The 15638-nt window shown below is 56.7% G+C and carries 15 protein-coding genes; 8 read left to right on the forward strand and 7 right to left on the reverse strand.

The window, feature by feature from the left end:
• Positions 1–198 precede the first annotated feature (198 nt).
• A complete protein-coding gene (locus tag DW943_RS09140; protein WP_158566150.1) occupies positions 199–3003 on the forward strand; it encodes a transporter substrate-binding domain-containing protein in 2805 nt (934 codons plus the stop codon).
• A 42-nt stretch (positions 3004–3045) separates the two neighbouring features.
• Positions 3046–3525: a pyridoxamine 5'-phosphate oxidase family protein gene (locus tag DW943_RS09145; protein WP_117766836.1), complete on the forward strand. Its 480-nt coding sequence runs from the start codon at positions 3046–3048 to the stop codon at positions 3523–3525.
• A 69-nt stretch (positions 3526–3594) separates the two neighbouring features.
• Here DW943_RS09145 and DW943_RS09150 read toward each other — a convergent pair whose 3' ends face one another.
• The 4 genes from DW943_RS09150 to DW943_RS09165 all read right to left on the reverse strand — a co-directional run bounded on the left by DW943_RS09150 (position 3595) and on the right by DW943_RS09165 (position 8878).
• Complete coding sequence (locus DW943_RS09150; protein WP_117862838.1) at positions 3595–5787, reverse strand: ATP-binding protein; 2193 nt, start codon at positions 5785–5787, stop codon at positions 3595–3597.
• On the reverse strand, positions 5784–6653 hold the full coding sequence (locus DW943_RS09155) for an ABC transporter substrate-binding protein (RefSeq protein WP_117862839.1): 870 nt from the start codon (positions 6651–6653) through the stop codon (positions 5784–5786). The genes DW943_RS09150 and DW943_RS09155 overlap by 4 nt, the downstream gene beginning before the upstream one ends.
• A gap of 142 nt (positions 6654–6795) precedes the next feature.
• Complete coding sequence (locus tag DW943_RS09160) at positions 6796–8010, reverse strand: MalY/PatB family protein (protein WP_117862840.1); 1215 nt, start codon at positions 8008–8010, stop codon at positions 6796–6798.
• A gap of 130 nt (positions 8011–8140) precedes the next feature.
• Entirely contained in the window at positions 8141–8878 is a 738-nt protein-coding gene (locus DW943_RS09165; protein ID WP_233543645.1) for a tRNA (N6-threonylcarbamoyladenosine(37)-N6)-methyltransferase TrmO, read from the reverse strand.
• A 140-nt stretch (positions 8879–9018) separates the two neighbouring features.
• Between DW943_RS09165 and DW943_RS10530 the strand changes: the two genes are divergently transcribed.
• From DW943_RS10530 to DW943_RS09180, 3 genes are all read left to right on the forward strand, one after another.
• Positions 9019–9846: a TipAS antibiotic-recognition domain-containing protein gene (locus DW943_RS10530; RefSeq protein ID WP_158566151.1), complete on the forward strand. Its 828-nt coding sequence runs from the start codon at positions 9019–9021 to the stop codon at positions 9844–9846.
• A gap of 51 nt (positions 9847–9897) precedes the next feature.
• The gene (locus DW943_RS09175) at positions 9898–10143 is read left to right on the forward strand and encodes a glutaredoxin (RefSeq protein ID WP_117862841.1); all 246 of its coding nucleotides are present in this window, start codon (positions 9898–9900) and stop codon (positions 10141–10143) included.
• 860 nt (positions 10144–11003) lie between these two features.
• Positions 11004–11270: a ribbon-helix-helix protein, CopG family gene (locus tag DW943_RS09180; protein ID WP_117862842.1), complete on the forward strand. Its 267-nt coding sequence runs from the start codon at positions 11004–11006 to the stop codon at positions 11268–11270.
• A 179-nt stretch (positions 11271–11449) separates the two neighbouring features.
• Here DW943_RS09180 and acgM read toward each other — a convergent pair whose 3' ends face one another.
• Genes acgM through DW943_RS10765 form a run of 3 tightly spaced genes read right to left on the reverse strand, consistent with a single transcriptional unit; the run spans position 11450 to position 13321 of the window.
• Positions 11450–12496, reverse strand: a complete 1047-nt coding sequence (acgM, locus tag DW943_RS09185; protein WP_117862843.1) for a radical SAM/SPASM domain protein, ACGX system — start codon at positions 12494–12496, stop codon at positions 11450–11452.
• 45 nt (positions 12497–12541) lie between these two features.
• Positions 12542–13162 carry a 4Fe-4S binding protein gene (locus DW943_RS09190; RefSeq protein WP_117862844.1) on the reverse strand — a complete coding sequence of 207 codons (621 nt, stop codon included), beginning with the start codon at positions 13160–13162 and terminating at the stop codon, positions 12542–12544.
• Positions 13163–13186: 24 nt separating this feature from the next.
• Complete coding sequence (locus tag DW943_RS10765) at positions 13187–13321, reverse strand: hypothetical protein (protein ID WP_255415011.1); 135 nt, start codon at positions 13319–13321, stop codon at positions 13187–13189.
• Positions 13322–13519: 198 nt separating this feature from the next.
• Between DW943_RS10765 and DW943_RS09195 the strand changes: the two genes are divergently transcribed.
• The 3 genes from DW943_RS09195 (at position 13520) to DW943_RS09205 (ending at position 15605) form a co-directional block, all read left to right on the forward strand.
• Complete coding sequence (locus DW943_RS09195) at positions 13520–13852, forward strand: helix-turn-helix domain-containing protein (protein ID WP_117862845.1); 333 nt, start codon at positions 13520–13522, stop codon at positions 13850–13852.
• 141 nt (positions 13853–13993) lie between these two features.
• Complete coding sequence (locus tag DW943_RS09200) at positions 13994–14779, forward strand: protein-ADP-ribose hydrolase (RefSeq protein ID WP_117862846.1); 786 nt, start codon at positions 13994–13996, stop codon at positions 14777–14779.
• Positions 14721–15605 carry a Sir2 silent information regulator family NAD-dependent deacetylase gene (locus DW943_RS09205; RefSeq protein WP_117862847.1) on the forward strand — a complete coding sequence of 295 codons (885 nt, stop codon included), beginning with the start codon at positions 14721–14723 and terminating at the stop codon, positions 15603–15605. The genes DW943_RS09200 and DW943_RS09205 overlap by 59 nt, the downstream gene beginning before the upstream one ends.
• Positions 15606–15638: the final 33 nt, after the last annotated feature.

The following is a 15638-nucleotide window of genomic DNA, read 5'->3' on the forward strand; positions in this document are numbered from 1 at the left end:
TATTTGCTCAATGTGTTCGGCTGAGATCGGAAATCAACCATGACTAGTCAAACAAGAACGTCCCCAATGACTACAGCAAAGAGTGTCCCCAGTGACTAGTCGTTTAAGAACGTCCCCAATGACTACCCATCTGCCGGGTGTTAGGGTGGCTGAGCTGGTATCCTTATGCGGTATTATCTCGACTCGATGGGATTGCATGTGAAACCTTCCGCCGTCCTTCGCTTAGCTCTATATCGCGCCCTAGCCGTCGCGCTTGCTGCGCTCACACTACTGAGCGCCGTCATGCCCACCCCGGCCTTTGCCGCCGACTCCGACCAGCAGGTCAAGACGGTCCGCGTCGGCTGGCTTGTCAACAACGAGGGGTTCCAGGATGGCACCCCCGGCGAACGCCTCTCGGGATGGGGCTACGACTACCTCCAGACCCTCTCGTACTACACCCCTGGCTGGCAGTACGAATACGTGTCCGGCACCTTCACCGAGCTCATGGACATGCTCGAGAAGGGCGAAATCGACCTCATGCCCAACATCTCGCATTCAGTAGAACGCGAGCAAAAGTTGCTCTTTTCCTCAAACCCCGAGGGCACCGAGCGCTACTACATCTACGCCAGGCCCAATCGCGACGATCTGGCCAAGGGTGACCCCCAGGCGCTCCAAGGCCTTACCATCGGCTGCAACCCTGGCGTTATGCAAACCTTCGTCGGCCAGCAGTGGCTCGCCGACGAAGGCGTCACCTGTACTTATAAAGAAATCGACACCGGCGGCGGCCTCTTTGAGGCGCTTTCAGACGGCGAGGTCGACGCCGTCATCATGAACGACACCATTTCGTCGCCCGATGCGTCGCCCATGTTCTACGTAGGCTCGAGTGACTACTATTTTGCCGTTCCCAAAAGCCGCCCCGATCTGATGAACGACATCAACTCGGCCATGGCGGCAATCAACCGCACCAACCCGCGCTACAACGACGAAGTCAAATCCAACTACTCGGCGCAAAATAGCGGATCCGCATCACTTACCAACTCCGAACGGTCGTGGCTCAAGGCCAATAACAACACGCTTACACTTGGTTATCTCAACAACAATCTCCCCTTCTGCAACCAAGATGCAAACGGAGAAATGGAAGGGTCACTCGTCTCACTCGTTACGACGCTCCACGACAAATTTGGCGTTACCGTACACACGCTCGCTTTTTCAAGCAACCAGCAAATGACGGAAGCGCTCTCAAAGGGAAATATCGACATCGCCCTACCGGCATTTCGCGACTACTGGCTTGCCGAGCAAATGGGGACCGTTCAATCGATTTCGATGGGAACGATCTCTCTTACCGCCATCCACGCCACCAGCGATCTCAACAAGGATCTCCGTAATATCTGTTGCACAGGGTTTTCCATCGTCAACCGCAGCGAATTAAAAACTATGTTTCCAAATGCAAATGTAACCGAGTATCCGTCTGCAGACGACATGCTTTCTGCCCTTAAGGACGGAAGATCAAGCTGCATCGTTGTTCCCAACGCACGGCTGGAAACCATCCGAGATAGCTACGATATCAGAGACTACGAGATACAGGAACTCTCACGCACGGCCGAACTTTCTTGCCTTATGCGACGCGGAAATCCCGAATTATTGAGTATCGTCAACAAGGGCATCATCAACGCCGGAGAATCGCTTTCTGCGAGCAATTATTCCTCTACGTCGTATAGCGCACAGGAATCAGACGCGTTCAGGTTTATATATCGTCATCGTAGTTCGATTGTCGTCATCATCGTCGGTGTACTGTTGACTGGGGTAGCGGTTCTAACCTGGGCCCTGCAGCGAGCCAGAGTAGAGCAAAACAAGGCACTCGCCGCCAATGCGGCCAAAACGGCCTTTCTCGCCCGCATGAGCCATGACATCCGCACGCCGCTCAACGGCATTCTAGGGCTCATCGAAATTGAAGAATTGCACGAAGACGATGTCGATGCCGCCCGTAAAAACCGAGCTAAGGCGCGAATCGCCGCCAACCATCTGCTCTCACTCATCAACGACATTCTAGAAATGGGCAGGATTGAAAATGGAAAGCTAACGCTTGAGCATGTCTCATTTAACCTCGAAGATCTCTGTAACGATGCAATTGTTCTGTGCAAGCTCCGCGCTTCCGATCGCAATATTACGACGCAGGATCAAAGCGCACATCCCCTCTGCAATCCACATGTAATGGGAAGCCCCACTCATGTTCGTCAGATTATCATCAACCTGCTCGACAACAGCATCAAGTACAACAAAGATGGCGGAACTGTCGCTTTTACATCGCAGATTAAACCGATCGATGATAGCCAGGTGCTCTTTTGCTTTAGCGTCTCGGACACCGGCATCGGCATGTCGCCCGAGTTTCTTAAGCACATCTACGAACCGTTTGCCCAAGAGGGCAACGATGCCCGCAGTAAATTTCAGGGAACTGGCATGGGCATGCCGATCGTCAAATCGCTCATAGACATGATGGGAGGCACGATTGAGATTTCGAGCGAGGTCGGCGTGGGAAGTACGTTCAACGTCCAGATTCCGCTCGATATCGACAAGAACCCTCAGGCAAGAGAAGGTGCGGACGAGCAGGCGATCAGCTGCTCGCTTGCCGGCATGAACGTTCTTTTGGCCGAAGACAACGAGCTCAATGCCGAAATTGCCCAGGCCCTGCTCGAAAGCGAAGGCATCGTCGTAACTCGCGCCGCCGACGGCAAAGAAGCGGTCGAACTATACACTAGTCGTCCCGCCGGCAGCTTCGATGCGATCCTGATGGACATCATGATGCCGGGTATGGATGGCTACGAGGCAACTCGCGCGATTCGTCTGAGCGAGAAGGCCGATGCAGCCGACATCCCCATCATCGCGCTCACCGCCAATGCCTTTGCCGAGGACGCCAAGGCGGCACACGATGCCAGCATGAACGCCCATCTGCCCAAACCGCTCGACTTTAACAAGCTCAAAAACATCCTTGCCCGCATCAAGAAAAACGGAACTGTTTCGCTATAGTTTGTGCCCAACTGTCATGCACAGTTAGAAAGGAAGCCGACGATGTTTAGACCCTTACGCCGAAAGAAACGTGCCATCACCGACGAGGAGGCGCGCGAGCTGCTGGCCACCTGCAAGCGCGGCGTCTTTGCCGTTAACGGCGATGATGGCTACCCATACGCCATTCCCGTCAACTACTTCTTTGACCCCAAGCACGACAAGATTTATTTCCATGGCGCCAAGGCTGGCCACAAGGTCGATTCGCTCAAGCGTGACGATAAAGTCTGCTTTACCGTGTACGGCAACGAGTGGTACAAGGACGACGACTGGGCTCCCTACGTTATGAGCACCGTGGTCTTTGGCCGTTGCCGCCTGGTAAACGAGACGCCTTCGTTTATCGAGGACAAAGTCCGCCAGTTAGCGCTTAAGTACTACCCTTCTGCCGAAGAAGTCGAGGAGGAAATCGCCAAAGACATCAAGGGCGTCCAACTCTACGAGATTTCGATTGAGCATCTTTGCGGCAAGCAGATCCATGAAAAGTAAGCCCAAAAACAGGTCCTGCAAATAGCAAAATGGCTCGGTTCCAACCAGTATTGGAACCGAGCCATTTGTTTATGAAGCGTCGGCGGCTATGTGCGCAAGCGCCTCAACGAGATCCTGAGAACTCACGGGTTTGCTCAGATGCGCGTTCATGCCCGCCTCGCGCGAAAGCCTACGGTCGTCGGCAAAGGCATTGGCGCTCACGGCGATAATCGGCGTGGTCGCGGCGTCCTCGCGATCGAGCGCTCGAATCTGACGCGTGGCCTCAAGGCCATCGATGCCGGGCATCATGATGTCCATCAATACCACGTCGTACTCGTGCGGCGCACTCGCGGCAAACGTCTCGACGGCAGACTCGCCATCTTTGACATGTGTCACGACGGCACCGGCGCGGTCGAGCGTAAACTGTGCGATCTCGGCATTCAGGTCGTTATCCTCTACGAGCAAAACACGCAGGCCCTGGAGCACGTCGCTGTCGCCTGCATCCACGCGAACTGCCTGGGGAATCTCGGAACTCTTGCACTTCTCAAACGGCAGGCAAATGGTAAACGTCGTCCCCCGCCCCAAGGCGCTCGTAAAGCTCATGGTTCCGCCCATAAGCTCGACCAACTGTTTGGCAATAGACGCGCCCAGGCCAGTTCCCGATGAAGCGCCTTCCACCTGTTGTTCCTCGCGGCTGAACGGCTCGTAGAGGTGCTGTTGAAACTCCTCGCTCATGCCAATGCCGTTATCGGCGATCGTGTATTCATAGACGGGGACACCGTCCACCGGCTCCACCTCGCGGCATGTCAGGCGAACATAGCCGCCCTGGCGGTTGTACTTGACGGCATTACCGGCAATATTGAGCAACAGACGCTTGAGGTGCGTCACGCTCACCCGGGCATAGGGATGATCAAGAGTCCGTTGGTCGCAGATAATTGTCACCAGGCGCTCCTCGGCTTGGCGCTCCAGAATATCGCACACCTCACGGTTGAGGGCCACCATATCTGTAGGCACGAGATTCAGGTCGACCTGCCCGCTCTCCAAGCGGCTCATATCGAGTGCCTCGTTCGCAAGGTCGAGCAACAGTCCCGACGCCGTCCAGATCTTTGAGCGGCACTCAGTCTGCTTTTGCAAGTCGTCCGCGTTGGCATTGCCCACCTCGACCATACCGCGAATGCCGTTGATGGGCGTGCGCAGGTCGTGACTCATGCGACGCAGGAACTCCGTCTTTGCAGAGTTGGCAGACGAAGCTTCGCGCGCCGCTTTTGCCAGTTTGTCGCCATAGTCGCGCTCCTGCAGCAACAGGTCGGCAAAGCGTTGGCTCTCGGCGCGGCGGCGCACCAACACAACAGTGGCTATAACACCGCCGTAGAGTGCCAACACACTGGCAACAACAGCGGCAACAACCTCAAAGTAACGCTGCGCGGGAGCATAGGTGTACACGTAAAAATCGCGCGCTTTACCAAATGTGCCCAGATACCACTCACCGCTGTCGTTAACCAATCTGACCTTACCAGCCAGGCAACGCTCCTTAATGCCGTTGACAACGATGGCATCCGTCGCAGGCAAATCGAACACGCCTGACACGGCGGGCTCAACAGCGTTGGTCGCAACGACCTTACCGTCGTTTTCGATCACGATATTGCCGCTATCGATGGTCTCATAACCATCGAGCAAGCTCTGCAACTTGAGCGTATTGCTCGCGACCGCCTTGGCGCTCTGGTGCCTCACCGCGACAACGATGCCCTCACCGTCCCGCCGGGCCACGCAGCCAATGTCTGCGACCGAATCGTCCGCAAGCGTAATGCGAGCGGTATAGGACTTAAGCGGATGGGCTGCCACCTCCAGCACAGGCGCCTCTTTGAGATTCGCAGCGAGCGACTCGTAGCCCACGTCATCCTTCGAGGACTCGGACACCAAGTTGCCCGATGCATCCGTTACGATCAGCGCTGTCACATTAAACTGGTCAGCATATTGCTCCAACGTAGCGTTATCCACCGAGCCGTCGCGCTCCATATCGCGCGCCGCCTCTCCGGCGATCTCCATAACGCGAATCAGGTTTTTGGTCGCATAGGCGCTGTTGAACGCATCGTAGGAAAGGCTCTGTGTCGCCACGTAATCGACAACGTCGGCAAAGCGCTGTTCGGCCTGAGCTGTCGTGTAGGCGTAGCTCGTCACGCCGGCAACAATCGAGAGCGCTATCCCCAACAGGACGACGATGAGCCATTCCCGTGCCGAACGATCGCCCCGCTCCTGAGCGGTGTGGTCGGACGCATCAATCATGACAGGCCCTCCACATTCAAAAACGGCGAAGGGTCATCATAGTACTTTGACACCAGGCGTTCCATGGTGCCATCGGCAAGCATTTCTTGATAGGCATGGGTGAGCTTAACGTCAATGCCGCGTGTGTCGTTGAGATCGAAAGCGGTGCCCAACCCAACCTCCAGCAGCGGCCCAGACAGAATGCGATACGTCACACCATAGTCTTTTTCGTAAGTAAGCAGCGAGGACTCATGCGCGGCGATGGCATCGACCAGGCCCTCGACGAGCGCCGGGTTCAGGTACGAGCGGTCCGAAAAGCTGTAGAGCTCCTTGATCTGCGGAACGTTTTCACTGGTACGATTGAGCAGAATCGACTCGGGCTTGGTGGTGGACTGGACCGCCACGACCTTACCCTCAAGATCGGCAAGCGTGTAGATATCGCTCTCGGGATCGACCGCGACCACCTGGCGGCTCGCAAGGTACGGGCCGGCCCAGCGATACTCGTTTTCGCGACCCGTCATACTAAAGCTGCCCATGACGCAGTCGAGCTCGCCGCTCGCCAGCAGTTCTTTCTTCTTTTCCCAGTCGATCAGCTGGTATTTTGGCTTGTAACCAATGCGGACCAAAGCCTCGGTCAAAATCTCGACATCCAGGCCAACGATATTGCCGTACTCGTCGCTATACACAAACGGCGGATAGAGGTCGCTGCCGACGTTGAGCGTCTTAAGATTGTCGTCTTTGACCTGCGAGGCGGCCGCGCCTTCTGATGCAGACGCCGCGGCCCCGTCATTCGACCCGGAACAGCCAGCTATCGCCACGACAAAGGCACTCACCACTGCAAGCGCAACAAACAACGATATGGCGGCCGAGCGACGAGGTCTTTTCATCGAGCTCCAGACGTTCCTGTTTACAGACTCAAGAGCAAAGATATTAGCAGACAAAACCGCGCTTGCGCTCAATGGTTACAGATGCTTTACCATACGGGGCCTTCCAGCCAATCTGGCAGACGGCCCCGCATGCAGCGCTCACTTACCGTGCATTAAAAACGTAGCGGTCCAGGCGGTCGCACGCCTCCCTTACACGCGAAAGCGGCAGCGCCAGATTCACGCGAATGTGGCAGGGCCCGTGGAACGGACGGCCGTCCTGATAGCCCACGCCCACACGCGCCCCCTCGTCGAGCAGCCACTGAATATCGCAGCCATGCTCGCGGCACCACTCGGTGCAGTCCAGGAACACCATGTACGTGCCCTGCGGGCGCGAATAGGACACGCCCTCAAAATGCTCGTCCACGTAATCGCAGAAGTAGTCAATGTTGCCCTCGATAACTTCGTTGAGCTCATCGACCCACTCGTAGCCCTGCGGCTGGTAGGCACCGATAAGCGCGTGCATGGAAAGGACGTTCATCTCGTTGTAGTGGGTCTTGTTGGACACGGCGCACACGCGGTCGCGCAGCGTCTCGTTGTAGATGATGTGGTAGCTGCCGACCAGACCCGCCAGGTTAAACGTCTTGCTCGGCGCATAGAGGGCGACTGTGCGCATGCGGGCATCCTCGCTCACCGACTGCGTCGGGATATGCTTGTGGCCGGGCAAGATGATGTCGGACCAGATCTCGTCCGAGATCACCACGCAATCGTGCTGGCGATAGATGTCCAAGGCGCGCTCGATCTCGTCGCGCTCCCATACGCGGCCGCAGGGGTTGTGCGGCGAGCAGAACACCGCAGCATGGATGTGGTTTTGGACGAGCTTGTGCTCCATGTCCTCAAAGTCCATGCGCCACACGCCCTGATCGTCGAGCTTAAGCGGGCTGTGGACAATGCGATAGCCCGCGGCTTCGATGGACTTGGTAAAGCCGATGTAGGTGGGGCTGTGGACCAGCACCGCATCGCCCGGCTGGACATACGCGCGCAGGGTCGACACGACGCCGCCCAGCATGCCGTTTTCGTAGCCGATATGCTCCGGGAGCAGGCCCTTTACATCGTTGCGGCGGCTCTGCCATTCGATGATGCGGTCGAAGTACTCGTCGCGCGGGTCGAAATAGCCAAACATGGGGTGCTGGGCGCGCTCAATGATGTGCTCCTGGACCGTAGGCACCGTGGCAAAGTTCATGTCCGCCACCCACATGGGGATGCGGTCGAAGCCCTCGTCGGGCGCGTTCGGAGCCATGCCGGGGATCTCGCCCCAGGAGTCAACGGCGATGGCGTCCATGCCGTGGCGGTCGATAAACGAAGTAAAGTCGTATTTCATGCTGAGCTCCCGTGCAAAGCGGATTGTTTCGATAGGCGTTATTGTCCACCAGCACGGGCGATTTTGGCGCGTGGTTTGCACAGGTTTTGGCGTTGCGTGTGGCGAATGAGAGCTGCGAACGAATAGCCAGTTAGTCCTGCGCGTCGTTGATGGCGGTTACCGTCAAGCTGGCTCCGTCAACCGTAAACGATATGTCGAGCCCGGCGTAGGCCAGGTGGTACACGCGGTTGGGCTCGTGCTTGCTGCCCGCGCGGCGCGGATCTTGGCGAAGGACCTCTATCAAGCCGGGGAGCTTTGCGGGCGGGACCATATCCTGCAGCGCTTGCGGAAACTCGACGTCGAGCTCTTGCCACGGCGCATCCTCAATCCAGCCGCCCGTCGCGTCCGGGTGGCAGTCCGCAAACGGAATATAGGGCTTGATATCGTAGATGGGCGTGCCGTCGCGCAGATCGGCCCCTAACACATGGATGATGGGGCCATCGTCGGTAAGCTCGACATGATCGAGTTTGACGCAGGTAAGCCCAATGGGATTAGGGCGAAACGGGCTGCGCGTGGCAAACACGCCCACGCGCTCGGCTCCACCCAGGCGCGGCGGGCGCACGGTTTTCGACCACTTGGCGTTGGTGCCGGACCTGTCCTGCGTCTTGGCATCGGCGGCGATGTCTTCCGCCGTGCCGCCGGGCGTGCCGTTTTCGAAGCGCCAGAGCAGCCACAGGTGCGAGAAGGAGTCCAAGCCCTCAACCGCCGCGTTGGAAGCATATTCCGGCTCAAAGACAATACGCCCCTGCAGATGAGGCGCCAAAAAGCTGTTGCGCGGGATGCCGAACTTCTGCGGCAGGTCGGTATGTATGTGTGCAATAGGTTCCATGCCGGTCATTGTACGGCATGAGGGCATGGACGCTGCGTGCAATCCCCCACCACGACCGCCCTTTTTGCAACCAACGGTTGCTTGGAAGGGCACATGCCGCCGCGTATGCTTAAGCCATCAACCAGCAGAAAGGAGCCGTTATGGCCTTTGCAGAAAAGCTCATTGCTGTCCGTCGCGCCCATCACCTTACGCAGGAGCAGCTCGCCTCCAAGCTCTTCGTCACACGCCAGGCCATCAGCCGTTGGGAACGCGGCGAGGTCACACCGGGCATCGACATGATGAAGCTCATTGCCGCTGTGACCGGCGAGCCACTGTCTCACCTGCTCGAAATGCCCGAGCACTATTGTCAGAGCTGCGGCATGATACTCACGCCCGATGACTGCGGCACCGACGCCACGGGCACCGCGACCGACCATTACTGCAAGTGGTGCTACGACCACGGCAAGTACACCTACGACACCACCATGGAGGCAATGATCGAGGATTGTGCCCCGCGGCTGGCACAAAACACCGGCATGTCGCTCGACGAAGCCGTCTCGCTCATGGGCGCCGTGCTGCCACAACTGGAGCGCTGGCGTACCGTGCAGGAAAACGAGGAGCGCTACGGCGCCGAGGCCCGGGCGCGCTATGGCGACGAGGCTATCGATGCAGCAAACGAAGCGTTGCTGGACATGGATCCTCAGACATGGAACGACATGAAAGAACTTGAACGCGCGATTTTGGGCCAGCTCTCGATTGCCATGGACGGAGGCGACCCAATGAGCAGCGAGGTCCAAAAACTTGTTGCGATGCATCGTCGTTGGATTGGTCTTAACTGGGGACATGAGCCCCAGGGCGAAGCGTATCTGGGCCTCGCCCACGGCTACCTTGCCGACCAGCGCTTTGTTGACTACTACGACAAGCCCTGCGGTGCAGGCGCCACGGCGTTTTTGGTTCAGGCGATCGAGTTGTCCCTGGCTCGCGCATAGATCGCGGCGGCTTTGGGTATCTCAATCGAAACCTCAACCGATTGGAGACCCATGGCTACTGATCACGAGCTCGAGCTGTACGTTATGACCGGCTGCCCGTATTGCATAAAGGTCAAGCGCTTCCTGGCCGATAACGGCGTGACCATCCCCGAGCGCAATATCTCGACCGACCCCGATGCCGAGCAGACGCTCATCGCCGTCGGCGGCAAGCGCCAGGTCCCCTGCCTGTTCATTGACGGCACGCCGCTCTACGAATCGAGCGACATCATCGCGTGGGCGCAGAAGAACCTGCTCTAGCACACGCGCCGCGGTCGGCTCGTGCCAGCATCCAAACTCATACGACCCAAACATGTACGTCAGCATCCAAAGTCGACATTTTTCGACATCTTTGGATGCTGACGTACAGCTTTCTAACTAGTCATTGGGGGGACGTTCTTAAATGACTAGTTGTTTGAGACGGCCTTTGGATTATGGCTGTTTGAGGCCATCCGACGTCTCTGGAAAGGGCTCCTTAGAGGACCGTGTTCAAAAAATGGCAAATATGAGTACTGCTACTTGTTTAGTAACAGCGATTTTAATCATTTCAGGGATCATTCAACGCCCTAAGCGTCCGCAGACGGCGTTATTTCTCCCCATATGTTCAATAAAAGAGACGATTAATGGTATTAAATCTCATCAGGGACCTCATTTTTGAACAAAATAAATGCAACCATAATGGCAACAGTACTCATATTTGCCCTTTTTTGCACACAGCCCTCCAGAATAGTCGTTAGGGACGACTCAAAATGGCAATTCCGGCACTTAGACGCTCTCTTCTTGAATGACTAGTTGTTAAAGAACACTCAGCGACTACTCCAATTCGCGACACACTGTGTCGCGAATTGAGCTGTTCTCACCACCGAAGACCGGTGAAAGCTCCTGGCCAGAACCTCGATAGTTTGTTAAAGTGCCCCCTCTGCAGGTTCAATGAGCGCTCATGTTCCAACTTGGAAAGTGAAGAAATATCGAAACCATCGATGCCCATTTCCTATCGAAAAAACTAGTCAAAACACGCTAATTAGCTTGATAAGCTGCTTGTATTTTTGTCTACAAAACTGTATACAAAAAGAGATTCCGAGAACCAGCGCTCGACATTATGTCGATCGATAGGAGGCGCTATGGATGCTAAGCAGCTCGAAAAGATGATGGGGTTTGCACCCGGAGAGTTGGAGAAAGCCGCGGAGGCATACGAAAAAGATGAGTGGCCGAAGGGTCGCACCATCAAGTTGGGAAGGCCGCCGATCTCCGATGAGCCCAGCGTTGTTTTGTCGGCACGCGTGGGTGAATCGGTTCTTGAGGCGTTTGACGCAAAGGCACAGCGTCATGGGCAGACACGCGCGGAGCGGCTCAGGGAGCTCATTACACTCGATGCAATGATTGCCTAGTCCCCCGCCGAACCCAAACATGTACGCCAGCATCCAAAGTCGACATTTTTCGACATCTTTGGATGCTGGCGTACAGTTTCTTGCACTCATTGGGGACGCACTTAGTATAGTCATTGGGTGTTCTTTAATGACTAGTCGTTTAAGAACGTCCCCAACGACTACCCGATGACACGGCGATCCTATTCCTCGATCTCTTTCCAGCACTGAGGATCGGCTTCGTACATATCGCCTGTGTAGCCATACGTCACAGCGGGGCAGCCGCGGCACCAGCCAAAAAGTTCGCATTTGGAGCATTTCTTGAACTTTTTAAAGTCGCGCTTTGCCTCCATCTGCGGCGAAAAGAAAAGCTCCTCGAGCGAGTTCTCGGCAACGTTACCCACCTTGCTCTCCATGCGACGACATGCATAGACGTCGCCCGTAGGCAGCACCGTCATATGGCCCGTACCGCAATGGCAGCCGTCGTAGATCATGCCGGGCTTGGCGCTCTTGGGGATGGTGAATTTGCCCTGCTCCCACAAAAGAAGCGTCCACAGGTGATCTTTGAGCTGGAAGAACGTTTTGCAGCCCGCAGCCTGGTGAAACTCCATACGCTCTTGCGCAGCCAGCAGCGCGTCGCGATATTCCAGCGGCTCCAGATGGAACTCATCGCGCTTTTGGCCCGAGGTGGGACAGTATCGTCCAAAAGCGAACACGTCGACTTCAAGGCTTGCCACAAGGTCAATGAGCTGCGGCAGCTCGGCGGCATTCATGCTCGAAACCGTATTCATAACGGCAACCCAGATACCTGCGCGCTTAAGGCACCCGATCGCACGCAAGGTCTCGGCAAACGAACCGGGCTTACGGAAGTAATCGTGCGTTTTCTCGAGTCCATCGAGCGAGAGCTGGTATTTGCGGCACCCCAACTCTTTCATGCGGGCGCAGACCTCGTCGGTTAGGTGGAACGGATTGCCCATCACACACCACATAAAACCCCGCTCATGCAAAAGCTCGGCAAGGCGCCAAAAATCGGGATGGAGAATGGGGTCACCGCCCGTAACGTAAAAGTACGGCTGACGACCGATGCGCTCGCAGAGGGCCTGGGCCTGATCGACGACCTCGACCATCTGCTCCGACGTCATTCGCTTAAAACCAGCGCAGGCACCGTTGGCGAAGATATAGCAATGTTTGCAACGCTGATCGCATTCATCCGTAATATGCCACTGGAAGGCAAACGCAGGCTTTTGCATCGTGGGGCTCCCTTGGTCGATGTTCAAATTGATGACGGTATTGGGCTACAGGCGCTCAACGGCGCCGATGGGGCAATTCTCTTCACAGGCGCCACAGTGCAAGCAGTGCCCAGGCTCTATGCGATACGAGTCACCCGGCTCGATGCACTTCTGCGGACAGTGCTCAAGACAGGCACCGCAACCGATACACGCATCGGAATCAATACGAAAACCCTTAACGGGTGCGGGCGCCATGTCCTCGTCTAGGGTAAAGGCAGCGCGCTCAATAGGACGAACCCCCAGGTTAAAGTAGTCGAGCACGATGTTTTCGACCTTAAAGATAATGTTAATATCACGCGTATCACCGGGATAAACGTTGGCAAGATACGGCTGCTCGGCATAAATAACGTCACGCCAGTAAACTTGCTCGGAATCCAAGGCGGGAGTGGCAACGCCGGACATGCGGATCATTTCGTTAAACCGCGTGTGGACGAGCGTTTGGACGCGCCCATCGGCCATAAGCTGGCGGGCCATCTCCTTGCCGCGCGCCGTGAGGAAGTAGATGGCGCGGGACTCGTAATGTACAGCGCTCACGCAGCGAATTTGCGGCGCGCCATTTTCGTCCACAGTTGCCAGCGAGAGCGTTCCAGCGAGCTGCATCTTTTTAAGGCAAGTCTGGGCATCCATAACGAGTCCCTTCCGAGCGATTGCTTACTGAGCGTCCGCAGCGCCGCAAGCGGTGCCGCAGGCCGGCGCGGCCTTGGGATCGGCGGAGCCGCAGGCAGGGGCGGGATCGGCGGTACCGCAAGAAGCGAAGGCGGCAACGTTCTCGAGATTCTCGGACATGGCAATTCCTTTCGATTGGGGGCGGCTGAGCGAAGCCGCCCGGACGTAGACGCTTTTGCGCCTAAGCACATCATGCGAGGAATGCACCCCACCCAAAAGAAGGCACTAATCTATTAGCCAGTTACCAAAAAGTAAGTTGTAGCCGCGGGCGCCAGCAGCTGCGATAATGCAAGCAACCTACCCGATTGCGAGGTTACCATGCTCACCAAAGAAGAACTGCCTCCCTGCCCCGTCGCTACGTGTTTTCAGCTCTTTGGCAACAAGTGGAAAATCTATATCATCCAGCAGCTCATTGAGCAGCCCCTGGGCTTCAACGCGCTGCATCGCTCTATTCCCGGCATCAGTCAAAAGGTGCTCTCGTCAAACCTAAAGGAAATGGATGCCGCGGGACTTATCACGCGCACCGTCATTCCCGAAACGCCCATCCGTACCGAATACGCGCTGAGCGAGCTGGGTCAAAGCCTTATGCCCATCATCGATTCTCTTGTGGAATGGGGCACCGACTACCAGCAGCTTGTGCGAAGCTCCTAGCAGCTACGGGCTTTTGCAAATTGAGCGCCGTGGGGCATACCGCTCCACGGCGCTTACCTTTTTGTGCCTTCTTTTGAAGAAGCGGTCCGGGTTGCACACTGCTGTCAAACACGCCCAACTCAATTGGACAGGAGGTCAGCCATGAATCAAGCCGAGCGTCGTATTTGGCTTATCGACGCATTGCTCAACGCGCGACCGGACGGACGCGGCATTGCCGTTCCCGCCGGAGCCGGCGAGCAGCATGATTTGCTCAGGGCCCTTATGAACGTGCGGTCGCCCGAAGCGCTCGCGACAGAGGTGCTCGATATCCAGGATGCCTACTTGCAGCAGCGGCTTGTTGAGCGCGGCGGCGCAACCGATGCCGGCACGCTTCCCTACTGCAATCGCATTGCCGTCTGGCGTGGCGACATCACGCTGCTTAAGGCCGACGCCATCGTCAACGCCGCCAACAGCCAAATGCTCGGCTGTTTTGTGCCGGGACACCACTGCATCGACAATGCCATCCACACATACGCCGGCATGCAGCTGCGCCTGACGTGCGCCAGCCTCATGTGTAAACAGGGGCATGAGGAACCGACCGCATGCGTCAAGGTCACGCCAGCCTTTAACCTGCCCAGCAGCCATATCTTCCACACCGTCGGTCCCATCGTGCCCAACCATAAGCCTGGCCCGCGCGAGGAACTGCTACTGCGCCGTTGCTACACCAGCTGCCTGGAAGAAGCGACGAGCCGAAAGCTCGACACGCTTGCCTTCTGCTGCATTTCGACGGGCGTCTTTGGTTATCCCCAACAAGCTGCCGCGTGCGTTGCCATCGATGCCGTTCGTCATCATCTAGACCATAACGACCCCAACCTTAAGGTGATCTTCAATGTTTTTCTCGCGTCTGACGAGTCAATCTACCGCGACCTTCTCCAAGCAGATCGCTAAACTCCGAGCTGCACTCGATGCATCCGACGCCGTGATAATCGGCGCCGGCGCGGGTCTTTCTACCGCTGCCGGCTACACCTATTCGGGCGAGCGCTTCGAGAAACTTTTTGGCGACTTCGCCGCACGCTACGGCTTTACTGACATGTACTCCGGCGGGTTCTACCCCTATGACTCGCTCGAGGAATACTGGGCGTTTTGGAGCCGCTATATCAAGTGCAACCGATATGACCCCATACCCAAGCCGACCTATGGGCAGCTTTTGGGCCTGCTGCGCGACCGAGATTACTTTGTGCTGACCACAAACGTAGACCATTGCTTCCAACGCGCCGGTTTCGATAAAAAGCGACTCTTTTACACGCAGGGCGACTATGGTCTATTCCAGTGCAGTAAGCCCTGCTGTCAGGAAACTTGGGACAACGAAGAGCTCGTACATTACATGGCCGCCGCCCAAGAAGACCTGCGCATTCCGTCTGCGCTAGTGCCTCGTTGTCCCCATTGTGGCTCTCCGCTCACGATGAACCTGCGCGCCGACGATACGTTTGTGCAGGATAAGGGCTGGTATGCCGCAGCCGACCGTTACCAAGATTTCCTGCGCCGCCACAACAATATGCGCATCTTGTTCTTGGAGCTTGGCGTAGGCAGCAACACGCCCGTCATCATCAAGTACCCGTTTTGGCAGATGACCGCCAAAAACGAGCGCGCAACGTACGCATGCGTCAATTTTGGCGAGGCAGTCGCTCCGGCAGAAATCGCCGATCGCAGCATCCTGATTGACGCCGACGCAGGGCGCGTGCTGGACGCACTTGCCGTCCAAGCCGTCAGATGACGAAGCCGATGCTCAACATAGTCGTTGGGGACG

This window comes from Collinsella sp. AM44-11 (assembly GCF_003467145.1).
Taxonomy (GTDB): Bacteria; Actinomycetota; Coriobacteriia; order Coriobacteriales; family Coriobacteriaceae; genus Collinsella.